Annotated in this window: 24 protein-coding genes and 1 tRNA gene; 13 read left to right on the forward strand and 12 right to left on the reverse strand. The window is 63.6% G+C overall.

The features are described from left to right. The first annotated feature begins 10 nt into the window (after nucleotides 1-10). From ftsA to lpxC, 4 genes are all read left to right on the forward strand, one after another. Entirely contained in the window at nucleotides 11-1243 is a 1233-nt protein-coding gene (gene ftsA / locus HDG33_RS04850; RefSeq protein ID WP_008921172.1) for a cell division protein FtsA, read from the forward strand. Between the two features lie 116 nt (nucleotides 1244-1359). Further along, nucleotides 1360-2562: a cell division protein FtsZ gene (gene ftsZ / locus HDG33_RS04855; protein ID WP_184006597.1), complete on the forward strand. Its 1203-nt coding sequence runs from the start codon at nucleotides 1360-1362 to the stop codon at nucleotides 2560-2562. A 265-nt stretch (nucleotides 2563-2827) separates the two neighbouring features. Then, nucleotides 2828-3331: a peroxiredoxin gene (locus tag HDG33_RS04860; protein WP_184022868.1), complete on the forward strand. Its 504-nt coding sequence runs from the start codon at nucleotides 2828-2830 to the stop codon at nucleotides 3329-3331. 286 nt (nucleotides 3332-3617) lie between these two features. After that, nucleotides 3618-4535, forward strand: coding sequence for a UDP-3-O-acyl-N-acetylglucosamine deacetylase (lpxC, locus tag HDG33_RS04865; protein WP_090801955.1), 918 nt, complete (start codon nucleotides 3618-3620; stop codon nucleotides 4533-4535). Between the two features lie 63 nt (nucleotides 4536-4598). On the opposite strand, the gene HDG33_RS04870 is transcribed toward lpxC, so the two are convergent. Beyond that, a complete protein-coding gene (locus HDG33_RS04870; RefSeq protein ID WP_090801953.1) occupies nucleotides 4599-5081 on the reverse strand; it encodes a DciA family protein in 483 nt (160 codons plus the stop codon). Nucleotides 5082-5366: 285 nt separating this feature from the next. On the opposite strand from HDG33_RS04870, the gene secA reads away from it, so the two are divergent. The 4 genes from secA (at nucleotide 5367) to HDG33_RS04890 (ending at nucleotide 10952) form a co-directional block, all read left to right on the forward strand. Beyond that, the gene (secA, locus tag HDG33_RS04875) at nucleotides 5367-8183 is read left to right on the forward strand and encodes a preprotein translocase subunit SecA (RefSeq protein ID WP_184022869.1); all 2817 of its coding nucleotides are present in this window, start codon (nucleotides 5367-5369) and stop codon (nucleotides 8181-8183) included. A gap of 153 nt (nucleotides 8184-8336) precedes the next feature. Next, nucleotides 8337-9578: a bifunctional glutamate N-acetyltransferase/amino-acid acetyltransferase ArgJ gene (gene argJ / locus HDG33_RS04880; RefSeq protein WP_184022870.1), complete on the forward strand. Its 1242-nt coding sequence runs from the start codon at nucleotides 8337-8339 to the stop codon at nucleotides 9576-9578. Between the two features lie 37 nt (nucleotides 9579-9615). Beyond that, nucleotides 9616-10485, forward strand: a complete 870-nt coding sequence (locus HDG33_RS04885; protein ID WP_184022871.1) for an ATP-binding protein — start codon at nucleotides 9616-9618, stop codon at nucleotides 10483-10485. After that, complete coding sequence (locus tag HDG33_RS04890; RefSeq protein ID WP_184022872.1) at nucleotides 10482-10952, forward strand: NUDIX domain-containing protein; 471 nt, start codon at nucleotides 10482-10484, stop codon at nucleotides 10950-10952. Before HDG33_RS04885 ends, HDG33_RS04890 begins: the two co-directional genes overlap by 4 nt. 87 nt (nucleotides 10953-11039) lie before the next feature. On the opposite strand, the gene yacG is transcribed toward HDG33_RS04890, so the two are convergent. From yacG to HDG33_RS04935, 9 genes are all read right to left on the reverse strand, one after another. Beyond that, nucleotides 11040-11243 carry a DNA gyrase inhibitor YacG gene (gene yacG / locus HDG33_RS04895; protein WP_184022873.1) on the reverse strand — a complete coding sequence of 68 codons (204 nt, stop codon included), beginning with the start codon at nucleotides 11241-11243 and terminating at the stop codon, nucleotides 11040-11042. A 123-nt stretch (nucleotides 11244-11366) separates the two neighbouring features. Further along, a complete protein-coding gene (gene zapD, locus HDG33_RS04900; RefSeq protein WP_008921182.1) occupies nucleotides 11367-12122 on the reverse strand; it encodes a cell division protein ZapD in 756 nt (251 codons plus the stop codon). Between the two features lie 188 nt (nucleotides 12123-12310). Further along, complete coding sequence (gene coaE / locus HDG33_RS04905) at nucleotides 12311-12925, reverse strand: dephospho-CoA kinase (RefSeq protein WP_184022874.1); 615 nt, start codon at nucleotides 12923-12925, stop codon at nucleotides 12311-12313. Nucleotides 12926-12928: 3 nt separating this feature from the next. Further along, complete coding sequence (locus HDG33_RS04910) at nucleotides 12929-13870, reverse strand: A24 family peptidase (RefSeq protein WP_184022875.1); 942 nt, start codon at nucleotides 13868-13870, stop codon at nucleotides 12929-12931. Between the two features lie 27 nt (nucleotides 13871-13897). Next, nucleotides 13898-15136, reverse strand: coding sequence for a type II secretion system F family protein (locus tag HDG33_RS04915; protein ID WP_184022876.1), 1239 nt, complete (start codon nucleotides 15134-15136; stop codon nucleotides 13898-13900). Then, nucleotides 15133-16389, reverse strand: coding sequence for a GspE/PulE family protein (locus tag HDG33_RS04920; protein WP_184022877.1), 1257 nt, complete (start codon nucleotides 16387-16389; stop codon nucleotides 15133-15135). The genes HDG33_RS04915 and HDG33_RS04920 overlap by 4 nt, the downstream gene beginning before the upstream one ends. A 147-nt stretch (nucleotides 16390-16536) precedes the next feature. Further along, nucleotides 16537-17835 (reverse strand): HlyC/CorC family transporter, encoded by a 1299-nt coding sequence (locus tag HDG33_RS04925; RefSeq protein ID WP_184022878.1) that lies wholly within the window; start codon nucleotides 17833-17835, stop codon nucleotides 16537-16539. A gap of 242 nt (nucleotides 17836-18077) precedes the next feature. Further along, nucleotides 18078-18154: transfer RNA gene (locus HDG33_RS04930), tRNA-Pro, on the reverse strand. A 49-nt stretch (nucleotides 18155-18203) separates the two neighbouring features. Further along, on the reverse strand, nucleotides 18204-19196 hold the full coding sequence (locus HDG33_RS04935; protein WP_184022879.1) for a polyprenyl synthetase family protein: 993 nt from the start codon (nucleotides 19194-19196) through the stop codon (nucleotides 18204-18206). Nucleotides 19197-19481: 285 nt separating this feature from the next. Between HDG33_RS04935 and rplU the strand changes: the two genes are divergently transcribed. The 4 genes from rplU (at nucleotide 19482) to proB (ending at nucleotide 22626) form a co-directional block, all read left to right on the forward strand. After that, the gene (gene rplU, locus HDG33_RS04940; RefSeq protein ID WP_184022880.1) at nucleotides 19482-19793 is read left to right on the forward strand and encodes a 50S ribosomal protein L21; all 312 of its coding nucleotides are present in this window, start codon (nucleotides 19482-19484) and stop codon (nucleotides 19791-19793) included. 25 nt (nucleotides 19794-19818) lie between these two features. After that, nucleotides 19819-20079: a 50S ribosomal protein L27 gene (gene rpmA / locus HDG33_RS04945; protein WP_008923994.1), complete on the forward strand. Its 261-nt coding sequence runs from the start codon at nucleotides 19819-19821 to the stop codon at nucleotides 20077-20079. Between the two features lie 237 nt (nucleotides 20080-20316). Beyond that, a complete protein-coding gene (gene cgtA / locus HDG33_RS04950) occupies nucleotides 20317-21438 on the forward strand; it encodes an Obg family GTPase CgtA (RefSeq protein ID WP_184022881.1) in 1122 nt (373 codons plus the stop codon). Between the two features lie 69 nt (nucleotides 21439-21507). After that, nucleotides 21508-22626 (forward strand): glutamate 5-kinase, encoded by a 1119-nt coding sequence (gene proB / locus HDG33_RS04955; RefSeq protein ID WP_184022882.1) that lies wholly within the window; start codon nucleotides 21508-21510, stop codon nucleotides 22624-22626. A gap of 133 nt (nucleotides 22627-22759) precedes the next feature. On the opposite strand, the gene HDG33_RS04960 is transcribed toward proB, so the two are convergent. Both HDG33_RS04960 and HDG33_RS04965 read right to left on the reverse strand, forming a co-directional pair. Next, complete coding sequence (locus HDG33_RS04960; protein ID WP_184022883.1) at nucleotides 22760-23317, reverse strand: CNP1-like family protein; 558 nt, start codon at nucleotides 23315-23317, stop codon at nucleotides 22760-22762. A 76-nt stretch (nucleotides 23318-23393) separates the two neighbouring features. Then, complete coding sequence (locus HDG33_RS04965) at nucleotides 23394-24143, reverse strand: RNA pyrophosphohydrolase (RefSeq protein ID WP_090801927.1); 750 nt, start codon at nucleotides 24141-24143, stop codon at nucleotides 23394-23396. A gap of 300 nt (nucleotides 24144-24443) precedes the next feature. On the opposite strand from HDG33_RS04965, the gene HDG33_RS04970 reads away from it, so the two are divergent. Further along, the gene (locus HDG33_RS04970) at nucleotides 24444-26180 is read left to right on the forward strand and encodes a proline--tRNA ligase (protein ID WP_184022884.1); all 1737 of its coding nucleotides are present in this window, start codon (nucleotides 24444-24446) and stop codon (nucleotides 26178-26180) included. Nucleotides 26181-26184 lie beyond the last annotated feature (4 nt).

The following is a 26184-nucleotide window of genomic DNA, read 5'->3' on the forward strand; positions in this document are numbered from 1 at the left end:
TGAGCACGCTATGAGTAAAGACTATAAAGATCTGCTGGTCGCCCTCGACATCGGAACGTCGAAGGTAGTGGCCATCGTCGCCGAGTTGAAGGGCGAGGGTCACTACGAGGTGATCGGTCTCGGCCAGAGCGAATCGAAGGGGCTCAAGAAGGGCGTGGTGGTGAATATCGAAGCCACCGTGCAGTCGATTCAGCGCGCGCTCGAGGAAGCCGAGCTGATGGCCGACTGCAAGATCACGAACGTGTTCACCGGGATCGCCGGCAGCCATATCCGCAGCTTCAATTCGAGCGGCATGGTCGCGATCAAGGAGAAGGAAGTCACGCAGGCCGACGTCGCGCGCGTAATTGAAACCGCGAAGGCGATCAACATTCCGACCGACCAGCAGGTGCTGCATATCCTCACGCAGGAATTCATCATCGACGGTCAGGAAGACGTGCGCGAGCCGATCGGCATGAGCGGCATCCGCCTCGAAGTGAAGGTGCATATCGTGACCGGTGCCGTGAGCGCGGCGCAGAACATCGTCAAGTGCGTGCGTCGCTGCGGCCTCGAAGTGAACGACCTGATTCTGCAGCCGCTCGCGTCGTCGCTCGCGGTGCTGACGGAAGACGAAAAGGAACTGGGCGTGGTGCTGGTCGATATCGGCGGCGGCACGACGGACATCGCGATCTTCAGCGAAGGCGCGATTCGCCACACGGCCGTGATTCCGATCGCCGGCGACCAGATCACGAGCGACATCGCGATGGCGCTGCGAACGCCGACGCCGGATGCCGAGGACATCAAGGTTGACTACGGCATCGCCAAGCAGGCGCTCGCCGATCCGGACGAGATGATCGAAGTGCCGGGTCTCGGCGAGCGCGGTCCGCGCACGCTGTCGCGCCAGGCATTGGCGGCCGTGATCGAGCCGCGCGTCGAAGAACTGTTTTCGCTCGTGCAGCAGGTGGTGCGCGAGTCGGGTTATGAGGAACTGCTGAGCTCGGGCGTCGTGCTGACGGGCGGCGCGTCGATGATGATCGGCATGGTCGAACTCGGTGAGGACATTTTCCTGAAACCGGTGCGCATCGGCGTGCCGGAGTATGCGGGCGGTCTCGCCGACGTCGTGCGCAATCCGCGCTATTCGACGGCGATGGGTCTGCTCGTCGAAGGACGCTCGCAGCGTATGCGCGGGCGCAAGGTTGCGGTGCAGTCGGGGTCGATGGGACAGGTGTTCTCGCGCATGAAGGACTGGTTCCTCGGCAACTTCTGACTACGGGTTTCGAGAAATTCGCGCTGGTGCCGGCGGCCGGCGCGCGACAGGGGGTTGCCCGATCTCCTGCCGGATAACGCCGAGTGGCGGTAACTTTTTATCTTGACGGAGGCAACATGGAATTCCAGATGCTGGAAACCGAAACGAGCGGCACGATCATCAAGGTCGTCGGAGTCGGTGGCGCTGGCGGCAATGCCGTTCAGCACATGATCAACAAAGGCGTGCAAGGCGTCGACTTCATCGTGATGAACACGGACGCGCAGGCGCTGTCGCGTTCGCGTGCCACCGCGGTGATCCAGCTCGGCAACACGGGTCTGGGCGCGGGCGCCAAGCCGGAAATGGGCCGCGCCGCCGCTGAAGAAGCACGCGAGCGTATCGCCGACGCACTGCGCGGCGCGCACATGGTGTTCATCACCGCCGGCATGGGTGGCGGTACCGGCACGGGCGCGGCACCGGTCGTCGCGCAGATCGCGAAGGAAATGGGTATTTTGACCGTTGGCGTCGTCAGCAAGCCGTTCGAATTCGAAGGCGGCAAGCGTATGCGCGTGGCGGAAGCCGGTTCGCAGCAACTGGAGGATCACGTCGACTCGCTGATCGTCGTGCTGAACGACAAGCTGTTCGAGGTGATGGGCGACGACGCCGAAATGGACAAGTGCTTCCAGTGCGCTGACGACGTTCTGAACAACGCTGTCGCGGGCATTGCGGAAATCATCAACGTCGACGGTCTCGTCAACGTCGACTTCGAAGACGTGAAGACCGTAATGGGCGAGCAGGGCAAGGCGATGATGGGCACGGCGACGGTTGCCGGCGTCGATCGCGCGCGTCTTGCTGCCGAACAGGCCGTCGCGAGCCCGCTGCTGGAAGGCGTCGATCTGTCGGGCGCGCGTGGCGTGCTGGTCAACATCACGTCGAGCCGTTCGCTGCGTCTTTCGGAAACGCGCGAAGTGATGAACACGATCAAGAGCTATGCCGCGGAAGATGCCACGGTGATCTTCGGCGCCGTGTACGACGACGCGATGGGCGACGCGCTGCGCGTGACGGTCGTTGCGACGGGCCTCGGCCGAGCGGCGAAGAAGCAGCAATCTGCACCGATGACGCTGCTGCGCACCGGCACCGACAACCAGCCGATCGGCGCGATGGCGCATGCGGCGTACGCACCGGCGGCAGGCCACGCCAGCACGGCCGACTACGGCGCGCTCGATACGCCGGCAGTGTGGCGCACGTCGCGCGACACGGCGGCCTCGCACGTGCAGGCGCTGCAGGAAAAGGGCGTCGATACGTACGACATTCCGGCATTCCTGCGCAAGCAGGCGGACTGAGCGCACGGGCAGGCTTCGTTGCCGCGTTGCGAGTAAGGTCGCAGATGCAGCGCTGGCGGACGAATGCACGAGCGTGGCGGGTGAACGGCAAGCAGGTCGCTTATCGTCTGATTCGCGGCAGGGGCAACTGTCCTCTGCGGATTCGCGAAGCGGACGAAGTGACTGCCGCCGAACGGCGTTGGCTTATCGTTGAATGGGCCGAACCGAAATTCACTGCGACACGAGGACGTGCGAGCGTGCTTCGCATCGATGCAAAGGACTGAGCATGATCAAGGTAGGTGAAAAGCTGCCCGACGCGACGCTCTTCGAGTACGTCGAAGACGACCGGGCGGGCTGCACGATCGGACCGAACAGTTTCGACGTGCACGAGCAGACGGCGGGCAAGCGCGTGGTGATCTTCGGATTGCCCGGCGCGTTCACGCCGACCTGTTCGGCCAAACATGTACCGGGCTATGTCGAGCATGCCGAGCAGTTGCGCGCTGCCGGCATCGACGAAATCTGGTGCGTGTCCGTCAACGACGCGTTCGTCATGGGCGCGTGGGGACGCGATCAGCACACCTCGGGCAAGGTGCGCATGATGGCGGACGGTAGTGCGGCTTTCACACGGGCGCTTGGTCTGGAGCAGGATCTGTCGGCGCGCGGCATGGGGATCCGTTCCCTGCGCTACGCGATGGTGATCGACGACGGCGTGGTCAAGACGCTGAACGTCGAGGCTGCCGGCAAATTCGAAGTCAGCGATGCAGCGAGTATTCTCGCCACGTTGAGCTAGTTGCTGACGTCGCACCTTCGTCGCGACCCTGCGCTTATGCCGCGTGGCGTTACGGCAACGGTGATTACGACGCTTTTGTGACAGGCCGTTACGCGGGCCGATGACCGGAAACGCCTCCGTTCCGGGGCATCGGCCCGTCACGCTTTCCGTCGCTGAGCCCAGTGGGTAATGCAGCGAAACAGATTGTCACGTTCCCCGCAAAGACGCTGGTCTGGGGATTGGAGTATAATTCGCGCTATGGAATAAAAAATCCTGATTAGGATTTTCAATCGAACAGAATGCCATTATGTTGAAGCAGCGCACAATTAAATCGATCGTCAAGACTGTCGGCATCGGGCTGCACTCCGGCCGTAAAGTCAATCTGACACTCCGCCCGGCGGCGCCGGGCACTGGCATCGTGTTTTCGCGCGTGGATTTGCCCACGCCGGTGGACATTCCTGCGTCGGCGCTGGCGATTGGCGATACGCGTCTGGCTTCTGTGTTGCAGAAAGACGGCGCGCGCGTGTCGACCATCGAGCATCTGATGTCCGCCTGCGCCGGTCTTGGCATCGACAATCTTTACGTCGACGTCACCGCCGAGGAAATCCCGATCATGGACGGCAGCGCGGGTTCGTTCGTGTTCCTGATCCAGTCGGCGGGTATCGAAGAGCAGAACGCGCCGAAGAAATTCATCAAGGTCACGAAGCCGGTCGAAATCCGTGACGGCGACAAGTTCGCGCGCCTCGATCCGTACTTCGGTTTCAAGCTCAAATTCACGATCGACTTCCGTCACCCGGCCGTGGACAAAACCGGTCAGGCGTTGGAAGTGGATTTCGCCAACACGTCGTACGTGCGCGAAATCGCGCGTGCCCGCACGTTCGGCTTCGCGCATGAAGTGGAAATGATGCGTGAGCTCGGCCTCGCGCGCGGCGGCAGCATGGACAACGCGATCGTGCTCGACGAGTATCGCATCCTGAACAACGACGGCTTGCGTTACGACGACGAGTTCGTCAAGCACAAAATGCTCGACGCCATCGGCGACCTGTACGTGGTCGGCCACCCGCTGCTCGCGTCGTACACCGCGTACAAGTCGGGCCACGGTCTGAACAACGCGTTGCTGCGTGAGCTGCTCGCGCACGAAGACTCGTACGAAATCGTCACTTTCGACGACACGCAGAAGGCCCCGCGCGGCTTCGCGTACGAGACGCAGACTGCGTTCGCATAAAGCCAGCGTAACAGGCAAGCAAACAAAAAACGGCCCCTCGGGGCCGTTTTTTTCGTCGAGCGTTCAGCGATTGCGCCGATGTCGCGCGGCCATGCGCGCCAGCGCCTCCTGCAACGGCGAAGGCTCGAGCGATTCGCTCAACGCCTGCAGCGCGGCGGCGCCCGCCGGCGTCATGCGCGCCTGTTTTACGGGCGGCGGTTCTTTCAGCGGCTGCGGCCGCACGCGAATCTTCAGCGCCTGCACGGGCCAGCCGCGCTGCTGCAAATCCGCCAGCAGCCGCGGCTCCAGATGCCGCAGACGCGCCGCGAGCGCGTTGTGCGCGGCGAACAGGGCCAGCACGCCCTCCTTGATGAAGCCAGGCTCGACGCTCGTCGCCAGATAATCGGGCAGCAGCTCGCGCAGATCCTTCTCGAGCGCGGCGATCTGCTCGACGCCTGCGCGCAGCGCAGCGAACGCGTCCGTGCGGCCGAGTACCTCGGCAAGCGGTTGCGGACGGCGCCGATCGAACTGCTTCGGCGGCCTTGAAAAGGACGAAAAACGGCTCATGTTTGGGATTGACGACGTGAGCTCGCCCCATGCGCGCTCACGCCGCGATTGTACCGCGCGGGCAGCTTGCGAAGTCGGTCCGCGCCGCGCCGGAGGTTGCCGGGCGGGGCTGGCGGAGGTCGGCGCCGTCACGCCTGCGACACGAGCGCGGCCGGAGGCGCGTGCTAAAATGCCCGATTCGAATTCACTCTTGGACTAAGCCGCCGAGGACTTTCCGACCCAGGCGCGGTATGCGCATAGTGCATACCGCGAGCCAGCCGAAGCCGCGACGCAGACACCGATCCGATGACCACCGGTTTTCTACAGAAGATTTTTGGCAGCCGTAATCAGCGGCTAGTCAAGCAATATCAAAAGACCGTCGCGGCGATCAATGCGCTCGAGCCGCAGATCGAGCAATTGACGGATGACCAACTGCGCGCCAAAACGGGTGAATTCCGCCAGCGCGTTGCGAGCGGCGAATCGCTCGACAAGATCCTGCCGGAAGCGTTCGCGGTCTGCCGCGAGGCCAGCAAGCGGGTGCTGAAGATGCGCCACTTCGACGTGCAGCTGATCGGCGGTATGGCGCTGCACTACGGCAAGATCAGCGAAATGCGCACCGGCGAGGGCAAGACGCTCGTCGCGACGCTGCCGGTCTACCTGAACGCGCTGTCGGGCCGCGGCGTCCACGTGGTCACGGTCAACGACTACCTCGCGCAGCGCGACGCCGAATGGATGGCGCGTCTCTACAACTTCCTCGGTCTGTCCGTCGGTATCAACCTGTCGCAGATGGAGCACACGGCGAAGCAGCAAGCCTACGCCGCCGACATCACCTACGGCACCAACAACGAATTCGGCTTCGACTACCTGCGCGACAACATGGTCTACGAGACCGACGCGCGCGTGCAGCGTAGCCTGAACTTCGCGGTCGTCGACGAGGTGGACTCGATCCTGATCGACGAAGCGCGTACGCCGCTGATCATCTCCGGCCAGGCCGAAGATCACACCGAACTCTACGTGCGCATGAACGCGTTGCCGCCGCTGCTCGAGCGCCAGATCGGCGAAGAGAAGGCGGACGGCACCGGCGTCGAGAAGCCGGGCGACTACACGCTGGACGAAAAAGGCCGTCAGGTCTTCCTGACCGAGTCGGGCCACGAAAAGGCCGAGCGCCTGCTCTCCGAGTGGGGCCTGATCGGCGACGGCGAAAGCCTGTACGCGCCGCAGAACATCACGCTGATGCACCACGTGTACGCGGCGTTGCGCGCGCACACGCTGTTCTTCAAGGATCAGCACTACGTCGTGCAGAACGGCGAAGTAATCATCGTCGACGAATTCACCGGCCGTCTGATGGCCGGCCGCCGTTGGTCTGACGGTCTGCACCAGGCGGTCGAGGCGAAGGAACACGTGAAGATCCAGAGCGAGAACCAGACGCTCGCATCGATCACGTTCCAGAACTACTTCCGCATGTACGCGAAGCTGGCCGGCATGACCGGCACGGCCGACACCGAAGCGTACGAATTCAACGAGATCTACGGTCTCGAAACGGTCGTGATCCCGACCAACCGTCCGCCGAAGCGGATCGACAAGCAGGATCAGATCTACAAGACCGCGAAGGAACGCTACGACGCGGTGATCCGCGACATTCGCGAGTGCTTCGAACGAGGTCAGCCGGTGCTGGTTGGCACGACGTCGATCGAGAACTCGGAGCTGCTGTCGCATCTGCTGAAGCAGGTCAGCTTGCCGCACGAAGTGCTGAACGCGAAGCAGCACGCGCGCGAAGCGGAGATCGTCGCCGAAGCGGGCCGTCCGCAGCGCATCACGATCGCGACCAACATGGCCGGCCGTGGTACGGACATCGTGCTCGGCGGCAACGCGGAGAAGCAGGCGTCGTTCATCGAGCAGGACGAAACGCTCGCCGCCGACGAAAAGCAGCGCCGCATCCAGAAGCTGCACGACGAATGGCAGACGCTGCACGATCAGGTGAAGGCCGCGGGCGGCCTGCACATCATCGGCACCGAACGTCACGAGTCGCGCCGGATCGACAACCAGCTGCGCGGCCGTGCGGGCCGTCAGGGCGACCCGGGTTCGTCGCGCTTCTATCTGTCGCTGGAAGATCCGCTGCTGCGCATTTTCGCGGGCGACCGCGTGCGCGCGATCATGGACCGCCTGAAGATGCCGGAAGGCGAGGCGATCGAAGCGGGCATCGTGTCGCGCTCGATTGAATCGGCGCAACGCAAGGTCGAGGCGCGCAACTTCGATATTCGTAAGCAATTGCTCGAATACGACGACGTATCGAACGACCAGCGCAAGGTGATCTACCAGCAGCGCAACGAACTGCTCGAAGCGAACGACATCACCGAGACCATCAGCGCGATGCGTCACGGCGTGGTCGGCGACATCGTGCATCAGTTCGTGCCGGTGGGCAGCATAGAAGAGCAGTGGGACGTGCCCGAGCTCGAGGAAGTGCTGCGCAACGAATGGCAGCTCGACCTCGCGATTCAGGAAATGATCAACGAGTCGAACTCGATCAGCGCGGAAGAGATTCTCGAAGCGGTCGAGGCCGCCGCGGACGAAGGGTACGAGGCGAAGGTCCAGTTGGTCGGCCGCGAATCGTTCAGCGCGTTCGAGCGCTCGATCATGCTGCAGACGCTCGACCGCGCGTGGCGCGAGCATCTGGCCGCGCTCGATCATCTGCGTCAGGGCATCCATCTGCGCGGCTATGCGCAGAAGAACCCGAAGCAGGAATACAAGCGCGAGGCGTTCGAACTGTTCGCCGCGATGCTCGACGCCGTGAAGCTCGAAGTCACGCGCATCGTGATGAACGTGCAGATCCAGTCGCCGGAGCAGCTCGAAGCGGCCGCGGAGCAGATGGAAGAGCAGGGCGGTCATCTGGAGCACGTCGAGTTCCGTCATGCCGAGTTCGCGGAAGCCGGCGCCGCCGCGCCGGTCGCGGCCGAAGCGGCCACCGCCGCGATGATCGGCGACGCGATGAGCCACGGCCACGGCGCAGCGCCGCAGGCGGCCGTGCACATGAATGCCGACAACGTGCCGAAGGTCGGCCGCAACGACCCGTGCCCGTGCGGCAGCGGCAAGAAGTACAAGCAGTGCCATGGCAAGATCGCCTGATGGCGATGCGGCGCGCTTCCGGGCGCGCCGTGTCGTTTTTAAGCGCCGTTTGGCCGTTTTGATTTCGCGGGTGACCCGGCAACACACCCGGGTCATCAGTTCCGTTTCCCCGATGCCGGCGTCCGCCGGCATTTTCTTCGACAGGTCGCGACCATGGCTGTCAACTTTCCCTCGATCGATCCCGCTCAACTCCACCCCGTCGCCGGCGTCACGCTAGGCTGGGCGGAAGCGAATATCCGCAAACCGAACCGCAAGGACGTGCTCGTCATTTCCGTCGACGAAGGCGCGACGGTAGGCGGCGTGTTCACGCAGAACCGCTTCTGCGCGGCGCCCGTCACGGTCTGCCGCGAGAACCTGCAGCGCGTGCGCGCGGGCGGCAAGCCGATTCGCGCGCTGGTGATCAACACCGGCAACGCGAACGCGGGCACCGGTGAGCCGGGCCTCGCGGCGACGCGCGAAACCTGCGCGGAACTCGCGCGTCTCGCCGACATCGTGCCCGAGCAGGTGCTGCCGTTCTCGACGGGCGTGATTCTCGAACCGCTGCCGGTCGATCGTCTGAAGGCGGGCTTGCCGGCCGCGCTCGCGAATCGCAAGGAAGCGAACTGGTACGACGCGGCGCAGTCGATCATGACGACCGACACGCTGCCGAAGGCGAGTTCGCGCCAGGTCACGATCGGCGGTCATACCGTCACGCTGACCGGCATCAGCAAGGGCGCCGGCATGATCAAGCCGAACATGGCGACCATGCTCGGCTTCCTCGCGTTCGACGCAGCCGTCGCGCAGCCGGTCCTCGACGAGCTCGTGAAGCACGTCGCGGATCGCTCGTTCAACTGCATCACGATCGATGGCGATACGTCGACCAACGATTCGTTCATCCTGATCGCGTCGGGCAAATCGAGCCTGCCCGCGATCACGTCCACCGATTCGCCCGCTTATGCAGCGCTGCGCGACGCGGTGACCGAGGTCGCGCAGAACCTCGCGCAACTGATCGTGCGCGACGGCGAGGGCGCGACCAAATTCATGACCGTGCATGTCGAAGGCGGCTCGAGCGTCGGCGAATGCCGCCAGATCGCCTACGCGATCGGCCACTCGCCGCTCGTCAAGACGGCCTTCTATGCATCGGACCCGAACCTCGGCCGTATTCTCGCGGCCATCGGCTATGCCGGCGTTGACGATCTCGACGTCGGCAAGATCGATCTGTATCTGGACGACGTGCTGGTCGCGACTGCCGGCGGCCGCAACCCGGCCTACCGCGAAGAAGACGGCCAGCGCGTGATGAAAAAAAGCGAGATCGGCATTCGCGTCGTGCTCGGCCGCGGTAATGCGCAAGCCACGATCTGGACCTGCGATCTGTCGCACGACTATGTGAGCATCAACGCCGACTACCGCTCGTAATCAGCTTCAAAGCGCGGCCGCGGGCCGCCTACTTACCATGGACAAACTCGAACAGTTTCTGAACCGGGCCGAAGCCGTGCTCGGCCGCCTGGAAGCGATGCTTCCGCCCGCCGCGCCGGACATCGACTGGTCGGCCGCGGTCGCTTTCCGCTGGCGCAAGCGCCAGGGTCGCGGCTACTTGCAGCCGGTGCATGCCATTTCGCCGATCACGCTCGACGACCTGCAGAACATCGATCGCCAGAAGGGGTTGATCGAACAGAACACGCGCCAGTTCGTGCGCGCTCAGCCGGCCAACAACGTGCTGCTGACGGGCGCGCGCGGTACCGGCAAGTCGTCGCTGATCAAGGCGTGCCTGAACGCGTATGCGAAAGACGGCCTGCGCCTGATCGAAGTGGACAAGGACGATCTGCACGACCTCGGCGACATCGTCGATCTGATCGCGAAGCGCCCGGAGCGCTTCGTCGTGTTCTGCGACGACCTGTCGTTCGAAGAAGGCGAGTCGGGCTACAAGGCGCTGAAGGTCGCGCTCGACGGCTCGGTGGCCGCGCAGTCCGACAACGTACTGATCTATGCGACGTCGAACCGCCGCCATCTGCTGCCCGAGTACATGAGCGACAACGAGACGTACAAGCACACTTCGGACGGCGAGATTCATCCGGGTGAACTGGTCGAAGAGAAGATTTCGCTGTCCGAGCGTTTCGGGCTGTGGGTCAGCTTCTATCCGTTCAAGCAGGACGACTACCTGACGATCATCGCGCACTGGCTGCGTCATTTCGGTTGCGACGACGCCGAGATCGAATCGGCGCGCGGCGATGCGCTCGTGTGGGCGCTCGAACGTGGCTCGCGCTCGGGACGGGTCGCATGGCAGTTCGCGCGCGACTGGTCCGGCCGTAAGACGCCGGCATGAGCGACGCTAACAAAAGCGCCGGCAATAGTGCCGGCAATAGTGCCGGCAATAGCGTCGGCGCCAATGGCGCGGGCCGTCCGGTCACCGAAGTCGCGGTCGGCGTGCTGGTGCAGCCGGATGGGCGCTATCTGCTCGCGCAGCGTCCGACGGGCAAGCCGTACGAGGGCTACTGGGAGTTTCCGGGCGGCAAGCTCGAAGCGGGCGAATCGGTCGAAGCCGCGCTTGTGCGCGAGCTGCACGAGGAGCTGGGAATCGAGGTCGAGGCGAGCCATCTGTGGCATACGCTCGAACACGATTATCCGCACGCCTATGTGCGCCTCTTCTTCTGCAAGGTGACGCAGTGGTCGGGCGAGCCGCACGGGCGTGAAGGCCAGGCCTTCGTCTGGCAGAGCTTGCCGGCGGACGTCTCGCCGTTGTTGCCGGCCACGATTCCGGTGCTGGAGTGGCTCGCGGCCGAGAAGAAGTGATCGATTGAAGGCAGTGACTGAAAAGGCCACGCGGTAACGGACGCTGTATCGGCAGCGTCGGTTCGCGTGGCTTTTTTACTGGCTCGCTCAGTGCGGGTTGTAGTCGCCGCGCGGCGTTTCCTCTTCGGACGAAGACCCTTCCTGTTCGTTGCCGCCAATCTTGTATTTTTCGGCGGCCCATGCGCCGAGATCGATCTGCTTGCAGCGCTCGGAGCAGAAAGGACGGAAACGGCTTTCGGAGGTCCAGCGGACATCTTTACCGCAGGTAGGACATTTGACGACGGTAGGCATACGGTCGGACGGTCAATCGCAAACGGAACAAGTAACGAATATAGGGCTATTTCGCGCCGGTTCAAAGGCGCGTTCGGTCAAATCCGGTGTGCGCTGCTCAATGCGGCGGTGATTGACAGGCGATTACAGGCTGCAGAGCGTGAGTTGGAACGGCACGTCGACGTCGACCGCGCGCGGCCGCAGATCGCCGTCCTGCACCGTAAAGCGCACCCACAGCATGTACTTGTTGGCGCTCGCTTCGGGAATCACGCGCAATTCGGGAGCGACGCGAACCTGCATCAATTGATACGAGCGGCCCGACAGCATTTGCTGATAGCTGCCTTGCATCGCCATCACCTTCGACGCCTGGCCCGACTCACGCGCGAGCCGCAGCACGATGGTGGCCGCGTCGCGCAGCGGTAAAAGCGGAGTCACCCACTTGGCGATGTCCTGGCGACGCTGATCGGGATGCAACTGTTGCCACGCGTAATACGAGGGCAGGTCGAATTTGCAGGTACCACCGGGGATGATTGCGCGGCTGCGAATGCTCGCGAGCCACTCGTTGTCTGCAAGATGCTGGCCGGTCTTGCCTTGCATCTGCGTGAGCCCCGCAAGCGTCTGCTCGATTTCGCCGAGCACCGCTTCGAGCGCGTTCTGCTCGATGCCCGGATTGCCGCGAAATGGCGCGAGCGTTTGCCGCTGCCGCTCGAGCTCTTTCATCAGATCCGATTTCAGATCCGCGCGGCCCGCCACTTCGGAGATTTCGAACAGCGTTGTCAGTGCGACGTGATGTTCCCGCGCGTCTTCCTGAGTCAGAAAGAACGTGAAGCGCTCGAACAGATCTTCGAGCCGCAACAGCGTCCGGATTCGCTCATTGAAGGGGTACTCGTAAAGGATCAAGCGGGCTCGCCTCGGGCGTGGTCGGTGACAGGAATGCAAAACATTCTAATGCCGTGGGACTACCCAGGCAATCACGCACTTTTTCTGCGCGCTTTCGCAACTTTTTTGTGAGTTCCGGGTGTTATGAGCGCTTCGGCTCCCGCGTGCGCGCAAAGTTCAATGTGCCGGTGACGACGCGTCTGCGCGCGCTACAACTCGGCATCGCCCTTCGCCAGCGACAGATAGGCTTGATGGTGAGCGTCCACCTGCGCCTCGAGTTCTTCGAGCGGCGCATTGTCATTGACGATCACGTCGTCGGCGGCGGCGAGCCGCGCTTCGCGCGTGGCCTGGCGCGCAATGATTGCGAGCACCTGCTCACGGCTGAAGCCGTTGCGGCTCACCACACGCGCGATCTGCGTGTCGACGCTGCAGTCGACGGTGAGCACGCGATTCACGCGGTTCTTCCAGGTCCCGGACTCGACCAGCAACGGCACCACGACGATCACATACGGTCCTTTCGCTTCGCGCTCTTCGCGCTCGGTTTCCGCGCGAATCAGCGGATGCGTGATGCCTTCGAGACGTTTGCGCGCGGTCTCGTCGCTGAACACGAGCGTGCGCATGCGCGCGCGATCGAGGGAGCCGTCGGCGGCGACGAATTGCGCGCCGAATTCGGCGGCGATGTGCGGCATTGCGAGGCCATGCGGCGCGGTGATGCGATGCGCGATCACGTCCGTGTCGACGAGCGGCACGCCGCGCGCGGCGAACAGATCGGCCACCGTCGATTTGCCGCTGCCGATGCCGCCAGTGAGTCCCACAACGAACATGGTTCAGCCCCCCAGAGCCAGATAAAGCGGCGTGCCGGCAAACAGCGTCAACACACCGCCCGCCGCGAGAAACGGCCCGAACGGCAGCGGCTCCTCGAAGCGCATTCGGCCGCGCCACGTCGCCGCGAGGCCGATCACGGCACCGGCCACCGCGGCGACCAGCACGATCTGCGGCAGCGCGGGCCAGCCGAGCCACGCGCCGAGCGCGGCGAGCAGCTTGAAGTCGCCATAGCCCATGCCTTCGATACCACGCACGAGCTTGAACACCCAATGCACGGCCCACAACGCCAGATATCCGAAGATAGCGCCGAGCACCGCATCATGCAGATTCGTGAACATGCCGTTGAAATTGACGATCAGGCCGGCCCACAACAGCGGCAGCGTCAAGGAGTCGGGCAGCAAATGCGTGTCGACGTCGATCGCGCTCATCGCGAGCAACGTCGCGCACAGGCCGAACGCGGCGAGTGCCATCAGCGTCGGGCCGAACGCTATCAGTGCGCCTGCCGCGAAAGCGGCGCTCGCGATTTCGAGCAGAGGATAGCGTGCGCTGATATGCGTGCCGCACGCGGAACAACGGCCGCGTAACAGCAGGTAGCTCAGCACCGGCAAGTTTTCCCACGCGCTCAGCACATGGCCGCAATGCGGGCACGCGCTGCGCGGCACCCACAGGTTGTAGCGCGCGGGCAGTCCGTGGTCGGGCGGCGGCACGTCGGTGGTCTCGCTGATTTCGGCGCGCCATGCACGCTCGAGCATGATCGGCAATCGATGCACGACCACGTTCAGGAAGCTGCCAATCACGAGGCCAAGCACGCTCGCGAATGCGATCTGCACGCCGGCGGGCAGGCTCGCGAGCGCGAGGCCGATATCGCTGGCAAAGCGGCCCGGCAGTAAGCCCGCGAGCAGGCTGGAGGAAGGTTGTGACACGAGCGGAAGAGGAGCCTGCATGGTGACGAAGTGGATTCGGCTGCGATGCTACACCACGTTGCCGAGTTGAATAATGGGAAGATACATCGCGATGACGAGGCCGCCGACCAGTGTGCCGAGCACGACGATCACGAGCGGTTCACACAGGCTCGATAGCGTGCCGATCCTGTCGTCGACCTGGCGATCCGCAAGCGATGCGACATCGAGCAGCATGCTGTCGAGCGCGCCGGATTCCTCCGCGACCGCAACGGGCTGCACGACTTCGGGAGGGAAGCAGCGGGCCGCGAGCATAGCCGCGGCGAGCCGTTCGCCGCGCCGCAATCTGATGGCGATGCTTGCCGTCGCGCGATCGAAGAAGGCATTGCCGGTCGCCTGAGTGAGCGAATCGAATGCGTCGGCGAGCGGCGTGCCGGCGGACAGCAAGGTGCCAAGCGCGCGACTCCAGCGCGCCGCGCACAGCGTGCGCAGCAGCGGGCCGGCCACCGGCAGGTCGAGCGACAGGCGCGCGAAGCGGATGCGCGCGCCTACCGAACGACGCAGCACGAGCGTGATGGCCGAACTCATTGCGAGCATCAGTATGAACAGCGGCACACTCCAGCGCGCGGCGGCCGCCGAGAGCGCCAGCACGAACTGCGTCGGCGCGGGCAGCTTCGCGCCGAAGCCATCGAAGATCTGCTTGAACGTCGGCACGACCCACACCAGCAATGCGGCAGTTATCGCGAGCGCGAGCAGCAGGATCGCGGCTGGATAGGTGAGAGCCGCGCGCACCTTGGCGCGCTGCGCGGCGGCGCGTTCGCGATCGTCGGCGAGGCGGGCGAGCACGGTGACGAGCGCGCCCGCCGCTTCGCCCACCTCGACGAGCTGGCAATACAGCGCATTGAACTGCGCCGGGTGCCGCTGCAAGGCCGCCGAAAACCGCAGGCCGGCGGTGATGTCGCGCGCGACAGTGCCAACGATGCGCGGCATGCCTTGCCGCTGACCCGACGTCGGCGTCTGCGCGAGTAGTTCGAGCGCGGGCGCGAGCGGCAAACCGGCACGCAGCAGACTGGACAGTTGTCGCGTGAACAGCGTGACAGCGGCCGCGCTCGTCTTCGGGCGTGGCGCCGGCCCTTGCGTTGCGAGTTCGACGATAAAGAGGTTGTCGCGTTTGAGCATCGTGCGTGCGGCGCTCGCGTCGGGCGCGATCAGCGTGCCGCTTTGGCGCGTGCCGTCCGCGTCGACGCCGCGCCATCTGAAGCGTAGGTCGGCTGAGACGGACCGGGTTGGTGACAGCGCGGCGGTACTCATGCGACCTCCGTGGCGGCGAGCGCTTCGGCGAGACTCGTGGTGCCGTCGCGCACGCGCGCAAGCGCCGCGTCGCGTAACGTCGCGACCTGTTCCATCTGCGCGAGGCGGGCCAGCTCGTGCGCGCCCGCGCTTGCGACGATCTGCTCACGCATCGCGTCGGAGACGGGCATCACCTGATGAATGCCGACGCGCCCCCGATAGCCGATGCCATGACAAACCGCGCAGCCGGTCGCCGCATACGGTTGCCAGCCGTCGAGCTCATGCTCGCCAAAGCCCGCGGCGTGGAGTGCCGCCGGCGAATGCGGCGCGGGCGCGCGGCATGCGACGCACAGTCGCCGCACCAGCCGCTGCGCGGTCACCATGCGCAGCGCGGCGGCAAGGTTGTACGGCTCGACACCGATGTCGATGAGCCGCGCGATGGCCGCGGGCGCGTCGTTCGTATGCAGCGTGGACAGCACGAGGTGACCGGTTTGGGCGGCCTTCACGGCAACGTCGGCGGTTTCGTTGTCGCGGATTTCGCCAACCATGATCACGTCCGGGTCCTGACGCAGAAAAGCCCGCAGCGCGACCGCGAAAGTCAGTCCGGCTTTTTCGCGCACGCTGACCTGGTTGATGCCGGCCAGCTGGATCTCGGCTGGGTCTTCCACCGAGCAGAGGTTGCGTGCCTCGCCATTCAGCAGGTTCAGGAAGCAGTACAGCGATAGTGTCTTGCCGCTGCCCGTCGGTCCGGTGACGAGCATCAGACCGTGCGGCGCGCGGATCGCGGCGTCGACGGATTCGCGCTGCCGCGGATCGAGGCCGAGCGAATCGAGCGAAAGATCGGTGGGCAACGCGTCGAGCCGTCGTAGCACGAGCTTTTCGCCGAACAGTGTCGGCAGCGAATTGACGCGGTAATCCTCGAGCCGCCCTGGCGACGTCGCCAGGCGTAGCCGGCCGTCCTGCGGCACGCGTCGCTCGGCGATGTCCATGCGCGCGAGCACTTTCACACGCGTGACGAACGCGTCGCGCAGATGGGCGGGCGGCCGCGGAATTTCATGCAGCACGCCGTCGATACGCAGGCGCACACGCCAGCCATGCTCGGCCGGCTCGATGTGGATATCCGACGCATTGCGCCGCGTCGCTTCGTGCAACGTGTCGGTCAACAGACGCACGGCTGGGGCGTTGTCGGGGTCGTTCAGACTCGTTGCGGTGGATTCGCCGTCGACAGCGAGTGGGCGCGGCAATGCCGCGGCGGTGGCAAAGGGTGTTTGCATTAGAGACCGGTGATGAACCGCCTTTAGAACATGACGGCTTCATCTTCCGGTTGCGGGCGTCTGAATGCCATTCGGCCATTCGGCTAATGGCGCGTTTCGCGAGCCTGTGCGATGCTGACCGTAAATCAGCGTGCGGCGGCGCGAAGTTCAGGCTGACCTTGCTTTACCGGCCTTCGTGCGCGACGGCGGTTTGAAAAGCTTGACGGTGCGGATCGCCTGATCGTCGCTGCGCATCACTTCGAGCTTGGTGTCTCCGATGCGCACGCAGACGTCGCCGTCGGGGATGTCTTCGAGGATTTCGAGAATCAGGCCGTTCAGCGTTTTGGGGCCATCGGTGGGCAGCCCGAGTTGCAGCCAGCGGTTCAGCTCGCGCAACGGCATGCTTCCCGCGACGATGCATTCGCCCGCCTCGTTCCAGCCGCCGCGTGAGCTGGCGCTGCGCGGAATCGACGTGGTGAATTCGCCGATCAGTTCCTCGATGATGTCTTCCGGTGTGACGAGGCCTTGCAGTTCGCCGTATTCGTTGACGACGAGCGCGATGCGTTGCCGGCTCTCCTGAAAGTATTGCAGCTGCTGGAACACCGGCGTGCCGCTTGGCACGAAGTACGGCTCGGCGAGCAGCTCGCGCAAGGTATCGCGCTCGAGCTCCTGGTTGTGCAGCGCTGAGAGCGTCTTGCGCACGTGCAGCACACCGAGCACGCGGTCGATGTCGCCCTGGTAGACGATCAGCTTGTTGTGATAGCAGGTCTCCAGTTGATGCAGGATCTGTTCGAACGGGGCATCGAAGTCGAGGGCCTCGATACGGCGACGCGGGATCATCACGTCATCGACGGAGATGTTTTCGAGGTCGAACAGGTTCAGCAGGATGCTGCGGTGCTTGGTGGGCATGAAGCTTCCCGACTCGAGCACGATGGTGCGCAGTTCTTCCGTGGACAGCCGCTGGTCGCGTGCGCCCTTCGTGTTGATATGCAGCACACGCAGGATGCCGGTCGCGAACAGGTTGACAAACCAGATCAGTGGTCTCGCGACGCGCATCAACGGCGCGATCAGCAGGCTCGCGGGCAGCGCGATTTTCTCGGGAAACGTCGCGCCGACGATCTTCGGTGTGATCTCCGCGAACACGATAATGAGGAACGCGACGATACCGGTCGCGATCGACAGCACGAGGCTATTGCGGCCGAACGTATGCAGCGCGAGCGATGTCGTGAGTACCGGAATGATCGTGTTGAACAGGTTGTTGCCGATGAGGATCACGCCGAGCAGCTGATCGGTTTTTGCGAGCAGGCCCTGAGTCGTCTTTGCGCCGAGCGTGTTCTTGCTGGCGAGATGTTTGAGGCGATGACGATTGAGCGCCATCATCGCTGTCTCGGAAATGGAAAAGAAGGCGGAGCAGACAAGCAGCAGAAGGACGGCGCCGATCTGCGCCCATAAGGGAAGTTGTTCCACGCGTCGTGAAAAATAAGGGAAAGGATGGAGAGAATATAGCAGAGGGGGCCGCGCGCTCCGGTGTGGACGACGGCTGACGCCGCTAGGACGACAACGTGGCAACGTACGCGCTGCGCCTGGCGAGTCGGAGGAAAGAAAGCGGCGAAGGGCAGCACGAGAGCAACGAAAAAAGCGCCGCGCAAAACAAAAAACCGCCCAGCAACGCTGCGGCGGTTTTGAACCTTGAGCTAACAAGGAGAATCTGGTCGGGGTGAGAGGATTCGAACCTCCGGCCTCTACGTCCCGAACGTAGCGCTCTACCAGGCTAAGCTACACCCCGATTGGGTACTGCCGACTCGATTCAGACTAATTCGGTGTACCAGTCTCGTTCAAGACTGTCTTGCCGTCGAGTAAGAGCATAATTCTAGCAGGCTCTCCTTGAAAATGGAATGGGGAAATGACGAAATTGCTGCCGCGGCTGCCTGCGCCTCCTGTTTCGCGCACTCGAGCGTGTGATCCAGCGCGCCTGAGCGCGTGATCGCGTCGAAAATCGTATCGAAACGGTCGGTGCCACCTTGCTCGATGGCTTCGCGCGCGAGCGCCGACTGCTCGGGCGTGCCGCGTTCGATCAGATAGATGAGCGGAAGCGTCGGTTTGCCTTCGCGCAGATCGTCGCCGGCGTTCTTGCCCATCGACTCGGCCGTCCCCGTGTAGTCGAGCCAGTCGTCCATGATCTGGAAGGCGGTGCCGATGCGACGACCGTACTCGGCGGCGGCGGCTTCGGTTTTCGCGTCCGCGCCGGCCAGCACCGCGCCGAGCTGGGCGGCCGCCTCGAACAACTTTGCGGTCTTGTAGCGGATCACCTGCATGTAACGGGCTTCGTCGACGTCGGCATCGTGCATGTTCAACAGCTGCAGCACTTCGCCTTCAGAGATGATGTTGGTCGCCTCCGACAGAATTTCCATCACGCGCATCTTGCCCACGCCGACCATCATCTGGAACGACCGTGAGTAAAGAAAGTCACCGACCAGCACGCTCGCCGCGTTGCCGAACAGCGCATTGGCGGTCTGGCGGCCGCGCCTCAGGTCGGACTCGTCGACCACGTCGTCATGCAGCAGCGTGGCCGTGTGGATGAATTCGACGACCGCTGCCAGCTCGTACCGGTGCCCCGTCGTATCGCCCAGCGCGCCCGCCACCAGCAACAGCAGCGCGGGCCGCAGCCGCTTGCCGCCGGCGCTGATGATGTACTCGGAAATCTGATTGATCAGCATCACGTCCGACGCAAGACGTTGCCGGATGACGCGATTGACCTGCTGCATGTCTTCGGCGATCGGAGCAAGCAGGCTGGCGACGTTGGGGGAGGTGGTGGCAGTCGACGACATGATGGCTGAATTGGGTAGTGCCGCGAATTATAAGGCGATCGGGGCGCTTCTGGGTCGTCGGCTGCGGCGTGGATGCGGTCCGCATGGCGCGCGGGGCGCCTGCCAGGGCCGTCTGCGGGGCGCCGCGCGATACAGGTTTGCCATCTGCGAGCGCCTGCGAGGGAGGGCGAAGCCGGACGGTAGACGGTTTGGTAAGCAGGTTTTGACCGAGCAGCTAACTCTATGTATAATTGAGAGTTTCCGCGCGCGGTGCGTGGGAAAAATGAATACAGAGTGAGGTTCTCAATGTACGCGGTCATAAAAACCGGTGGCAAGCAGTACAAGGTTGCCGTCGGCGAAAAACTTAAAGTAGAACAGATACCGGCAGACATTGACGCTGAAATCACGCTCGACCAGGTTCTCGCAGTGGGCGAAGGCGAATCGATTAAGTTCGGTACGCCGCTGGTCAGTGGGGCTTCCGTCAAGGCTACCGTCGTGTCGCAAGGTCGTCACGCCAAAGTGACGATCTTCAAGATGCGTCGCCGGAAGCACTACCAGAAGCATGGCGGCCACCGCCAGAACTATACCGAACTGCGCATCGACGCGATCAACCCGTAAGCGCACCGGTTAAGGAGCAAATCAAATGGCACACAAAAAGGCAGGCGGATCGTCCCGAAACGGCCGCGACTCCGAATCGAAGCGCCTCGGCGTTAAGGTTTACGGCGGCCAGGCTATCAACGCTGGTGGCATCATCGTGCGTCAGCGCGGTACGCGCATGCACGCTGGCGAGAACGTCGGCATGGGCAAGGATCACACCCTGTTCGCGCTGAAGGACGGCCACGTCCAGTTCTCGACGAAGGGCGCGGCGAAGAAGCACACCGTTTCCGTCGTCCCGGCAGCCTGAGTTTAATCAGGCACGGGCTTCAGGACCGGAAAAAGGCCCCGCGAAGTTCGCGGGGCTTTTTTTATTGCGGCGCCTCTTTAGCTTGGCGCCGAAGCCGCGCAGCCGACCGCTCCTCATCGGCGGACTATGCCGTTCGGTCGATTGATCAACGCGCGGCGCGCGCGGCAAAATAGCAGCATCCAATCAGTATCAACCCCTGCATCGAATCGGGCAGTACACCACGGGACGGAGTAACACATGAAGTTCATTGACGAAGCGAGGATTGAAGTCATCGCCGGCGACGGAGGGGATGGCAGCGCGTCGATGCGCCGCGAGAAGTTCGTCCCGTTCGGCGGCCCCGATGGCGGTGACGGCGGCCGGGGCGGCAGCGTGATCGCGGTGGCTGACCGCAACATCAACACGCTGATCGATTACCGCTACGCGAAAAAACATCTGGCGCGCAACGGCGAAAACGGCCGCGGCTCGGATTGCTACGGCAAAGGCGGTGATGACATCACGCTGCGCATGCCGGTCGGCACCACCATCACGGACATGGAAACCGGCGAGCTGATCGCCGATCTGACCGAGCACAACCAGAGCGTGCAAATCGCGCAAGGGGGAGCCGGCGGCCTCGGCAACCTCCATTTCAAGTCCAGCACGAACCGCGCGCCGCGTCAGAAGACCGACGGCAAGCCGGGCGAGCGCCGCATGGTCCGCCTCGAACTGAAAGTGCTGGCCGACGTCGGTCTGCTCGGCATGCCGAATGCGGGCAAGTCGACGTTTATCTCGTCGGTGTCGAACGCGAAGCCGAAAATCGCCGATTACCCGTTCACCACGCTCGCGCCGAACCTCGGCGTCGTACGCGTCGGGCCGAGCCGCAGCTTCGTGATTGCCGACATTCCGGGGCTGATCGAAGGCGCGGCGGAAGGCGCCGGCCTAGGCCATCAATTCCTGCGTCACCTGCAGCGCACCGGGCTGCTGCTGCACATCGTCGACATCGCACCGTTCGATGAATCGATCGATCCAGTCGCGGAAGCGAAGGCGATCGTCAACGAACTGCGCAAGTACGACGAAGAGCTTTATCAGAAGCCGCGCTGGCTTGTGCTGAACAAGCTGGACATGGTGCCTGAGGAAGATCGCGAAGCGCGCGTGGCGGCGTTCCTCGAAGGCTTCGGCTGGGACGGTCCGGTGTTCGAGATCTCGGCGCTGACTGGCCAGGGCTGTGAAAATCTTTGCTACGCCGTGTTCGACTACCTCGCCGAGCACTCCGACGCGCAACGCGCGGCCGAAGCCGAAGACCTGGCCTCCGACGTGCGTTTCCGCGACGGGACGCAAGTATCGGCCGCGACCCGCGAAGCCGGCACCGATCCGCAGGAATAACAACTCGAGCGCCGGCGCCAGCGGCGGGTGCCGGTATGCATCACGCGTCATCTTGGGAGACAGCGCACAATGCGTTCCGTCATCGCAGATTCACGGCGATTGGTCGTCAAAGTCGGTTCGAGTCTCGTCACGAACGACGGGCGCGGCCTCGATCATGCGGCGATCGGCCGCTGGGCCGCGCAAATTGCAGCACTGCGCGCGCAAGGCAAGGAAGTCGTGCTGGTCAGCTCGGGCGCGATCGCCGAGGGCATGCAGCGGCTCGGCTGGACGAAGCGGCCGCGTGAAATCGATGAGCTGCAGGCGGCCGCAGCGGTCGGTCAGATGGGTCTCGCGCAAGTGTACGAAAGCCGCTTCGCCGAACATTCCATCCAGACTGCGCAGATCCTGCTTACTCACGCTGACCTTGCTGACCGCGAGCGCTATCTGAACGCTCGCTCCACGCTGCTCACGCTGCTGGGGCTCGGAGTTGTACCGATCATCAACGAGAACGACACGGTCGTCACCGACGAAATCAAGTTCGGCGACAACGACACGCTCGGCGCGCTGGTTGCCAATCTGATCGAGGGCGACGCGCTGATCATTCTGACGGACCAGCAAGGCCTCTTCACCGCAGATCCGCGCAAGGACCCGACCGCGACACTCGTCCAGCAAGCCGACGCCGGCGCGCCCGAGCTCGAGGCGATGGCGGGCGGTGCGGGCTCGAGCCTCGGCCGCGGCGGCATGCTGACCAAGATTCTCGCTGCGAAGCGTGCGGCCCATAGCGGCGCCAATACGGTGATCGCGAGTGGGCGCGAGTCGGACGTGCTGGTGAGACTGGCGGCCGGCGAGGCGATCGGCACCCAACTGATCGCGCGCACCGCGCGCATGGCGGCGCGCAAGCAATGGATGGCCGATCACCTGCAGGTGCGCGGCCACGTCGTGATCGATGACGGCGCGGTCGAAAAACTGACCGCCGGCGGCAAGAGCTTGCTGCCGATCGGCATCGTCGGTGTGCAGGGTGCATTCGCGCGCGGCGAGGTGATCGCGTGTCTGAGCGCGTCAGGCCGCGAGGTCGCACGTGGTTTGACGAACTACAGCAGCGCGGAAACCAAACTGATCCAGCGGCGTCCGAGCGGCGAAATTGAGTCAGTGCTCGGCTATATGCTCGAGCCCGAACTGATTCATCGCGACAATCTCGTGGTGCTTTGATCTGCGCGGCGGCGCGCATATCGCGCGTATGAAGAGCCAACAATTACGCCGTTCCAGCGCAGGCTGGAACGGCTTTTTAATCGTCACGGATAAGCAACGGCGCCTGAGTCGGGCGCGCGCCGCGCAACCGGCCTCAATGAATCTGCGACGTCTGCGTGCGCTTGTAACGAATGTTCTCGACGATGTGCTGCGCGCTGCCGGTCGGAATCTTGTTTGCGCACATATAGTCCTGATACAACGCGGCCTGGTACGCATTCAGCGCGCCGTTTTCTATCCGCGAAAACGGGTTTGCGACCGTCGTGTCCCAGCCGTCGTGATCGGCGTTCAGGCCCGCATACTGACGCCATTCATACGTGTCGCAACGGATGCCCTCGTAATTGACGTTGCGCGCACCGCCCGGGCTCGTGACGACCACCGTGTAACGCACGACGCCGTCGTTGCCGACGCTGACGGACTTCGGGTCGATCGCAAATTGCAGCGGCGTATTGCCGGAGACTTCGAACGGCAGCAGGTTCGCGTCGGAGGGCAGCGGCGGCAACGTGTCGACCTTGTTTTCAACCCAGTTGCTCTTGCGATCCAGCAGATAGGTGAACTCGCTGTCGTCTTTGTTGGTCGGTTTGCCGGCGCTCGAACAGCCTGCCAGCAGGGCGCCGGTGGCGACGCACGCCACGGCGAATGCAAGTGCTTTCAATCTGATTCCCTCGAGAGACAGACGCGGCTCGAAAGCCGCGCCAGAGAGAGGCGGCGCGAGCCGCCGCCTGGAATGGTTAATCGCGCACGCCTCGTCGGACTAACGGGGCGACGGCCTCGTCGGCTTCGGCCGTTTCGCGCTCATCCTCCGATCTCATGTTGGCATCCGGTGAGCCGGGACCGCAATCCGGCGCGACCAGCACGTGCGTCGAAGTTTCGACGCTGACCGAAGTTACGGTCGTGACGGTGGTGACCACCGTGCTTACCGTGGAATCCGGCGGGCTTTGCATCGACGACGCTATTCGGGGATAACGCGACCCATGATGCCCGCCAGGTTTTTCCGCACGCGGCGCAGGCCGGCGCATGAAACGGGACAGCTCCGTTAGCGCCAACTGATACACATCCCGCTTGAACTCGATCACACAGTCGAGCGGCACCCAATACTCGTTCCAACGCCACGCATCGAACTCAGGGTGGTCGGTGGCGCGCAAACAGATGTCGCAGTCGCGTCCTACCATCCGGAGCAAAAACCAGATTTGTTTCTGGCCGCGGTAATGACCGCGTACTTCGCGCTTGATGAACTTGTCAGGCACCTCATAACGCAACCAGTCGCGCGTGCGACCGATCACCTTGACGTGCTCAGGAAGCAGCCCGGTCTCTTCGTGTAACTCCCGATACATCGCTTGCACGGGGGTCTCACCATATTTGATGCCCCCTTGCGGAAACTGCCAGGAATGTTCACGGAGTCGTTTGCCCCAAAACACCTCGTTGTGCGCGTTCAAGAGGATGATGCCGACGTTCGGGCGAAAGCCTTCACGATCCAGCATACAACCACCTTCGAATCCTTTAAAATTGCTTTGATTATAAACAGATAACGGACCCTACGCACCGAATCGCATCAGAATGGAGCGATTCGCCGCAACAGGCCCGGGTTTGCGGTAGCCTGTCGGTTTTCCGTGCCTATCCCTTGTGAGAGAGGCTTTGCGCGGCGGTTTCGGCGCCGCACGGGGGCAGGGCGCCGCCGGTCGGGCGAACCCTGCCGGCTTCGCCGCGGATCTGTGTCGATTTCCCTCATTTTCCCCTTTTCTGGCGGTCCTACCGGAAGCCGCCGCTTTTGGACACCTTGAATGAAAGCTTCCCGTTTCTTTATCGGCACTCTCAAAGAAGCGCCCGCCGACGCCGAAATCATCAGCCACAAGCTCATGGTGCGCGCGGGCATGATCCGTCGCGTCGCGGGCGGTATCTATAACTACCTGCCGGTCGGCCTGCGTTCGATCCGCAAGGTGGAAGCGATCGTGCGTGAGGAAATGAACCGGGCGGGCGCCATCGAGCTGTTGATGCCGGCCGTGCAGCCAGCCGAACTGTGGCAGGAATCGGGGCGCTGGGAGAAGTACGGTCCCGAGCTGCTGCGCTTCAAGGACCGCAAGCAGGCCGATTTCGTGATGGGCCCGACGCACGAGGAAGTGGTCACCGACATCGCGCGCAATCAGATCAAGAGCTATCGCCAACTGCCGGTCAACTTCTATCAGATCCAGACGAAGTTCCGCGACGAGATCCGTCCGCGTTTCGGCGTGATGCGCGGCCGCGAGTTCATCATGAAAGACGCGTACTCGTTCGACAAGGACGCGGAGGGTCTGCGCGAGTCGTATCGCAAGATGTACGACGCGTACGTGCGCATCTTCACGCGCCTCGGTCTGGACTTCCGCGCGGTGGCGGCCGACAACGGCTCGATCGGCGGCAGCGGCTCGCATGAGTTCCATGTGATCGCCGACACCGGCGAAGACGACATCGCGTATTGCCCGACCTCCGATTTCGCCGCGAACGTCGAGGCGGCCGAAGCGCTACCGCTGATCGCAGAGCGCGCGGCGCCGGCAGAAGAGATGAAGAAGACCGCGACGCCCGGCAAGGCGAAGTGCGAGGCGGTTGCCGAACTGCTGAACGTTCCGCTCGAACGCACGATCAAGTCGGTCGTGCTCGCCACCGAGAACGAAGGCGCCGAGCCGACGATCTGGCTGCTGATGCTGCGTGGCGATCATGATCTGAACGAGATCAAGGCGGCCAAGCTCCCGGGCCTCGGTAATTTCCGCATGGCGACCGAAGCCGAGATCGTCGAGACGTTCGGCACACCGCCGGGCTATCTCGGTCCGATCAACACGAAGAAGCCGGTCAAGGTGATCGCGGACCGCACGGTCGCGAACATGAGCGACTTCGTGGTCGGCTCGAACGACGTCGACTATCACACCACCGGCGTGAACTGGGGCCGCGACCTGCCGGAGCCGGTCGTCGCCGACATCCGCAATGTGAAGAAGGGCGATCCGTCGCCGGACGGCAGGGGCGTGCTCGACATCTGCCGCGGCATCGAAGTGGGCCACGTGTTCCAGCTCGGCACCAAGTATTCCGAAGCGATGAACGCGGCCTGTCTCGACGAAACCGGAAAGCCTCGGCCGATGGAAATGGGCTGCTACGGCATCGGCGTCACGCGGATTCTCGGCGCCGCGATCGAACAGAATTTCGACGACAAGGGCATCATCTGGCCGGAGTCGATTGCGCCGTTCGAAGTCGTGCTGTGCCCGATGGGCTATGACCGCAGCGACGCGGTGCGTGAGCAGGCCGACAAGCTGTACGCGGAACTCGTCGCGGCCGGTATCGACGTGATCCTCGACGATCGCGGCGAGCGGCCGGGCGTGATGTTCGCCGACTGGGAACTGATCGGCGTGCCGCATCGACTGGTGATCGGCGACCGTGGTCTGAAGGACGGCAAGATCGAGTATCAGGGCCGTCGCGAGGCCGAAGCGACGCTGCTGCCGGTCGCGGATGCCGCGCACACCGTGATCGGCAAAGTGCGCGCGGCGCTGGCGAACTAAGCGG

The organism is Paraburkholderia sp. Cpub6, assembly GCF_014201065.1.
Classification (GTDB): Bacteria; Pseudomonadota; Gammaproteobacteria; order Burkholderiales; family Burkholderiaceae; genus Paraburkholderia; species Paraburkholderia tuberum.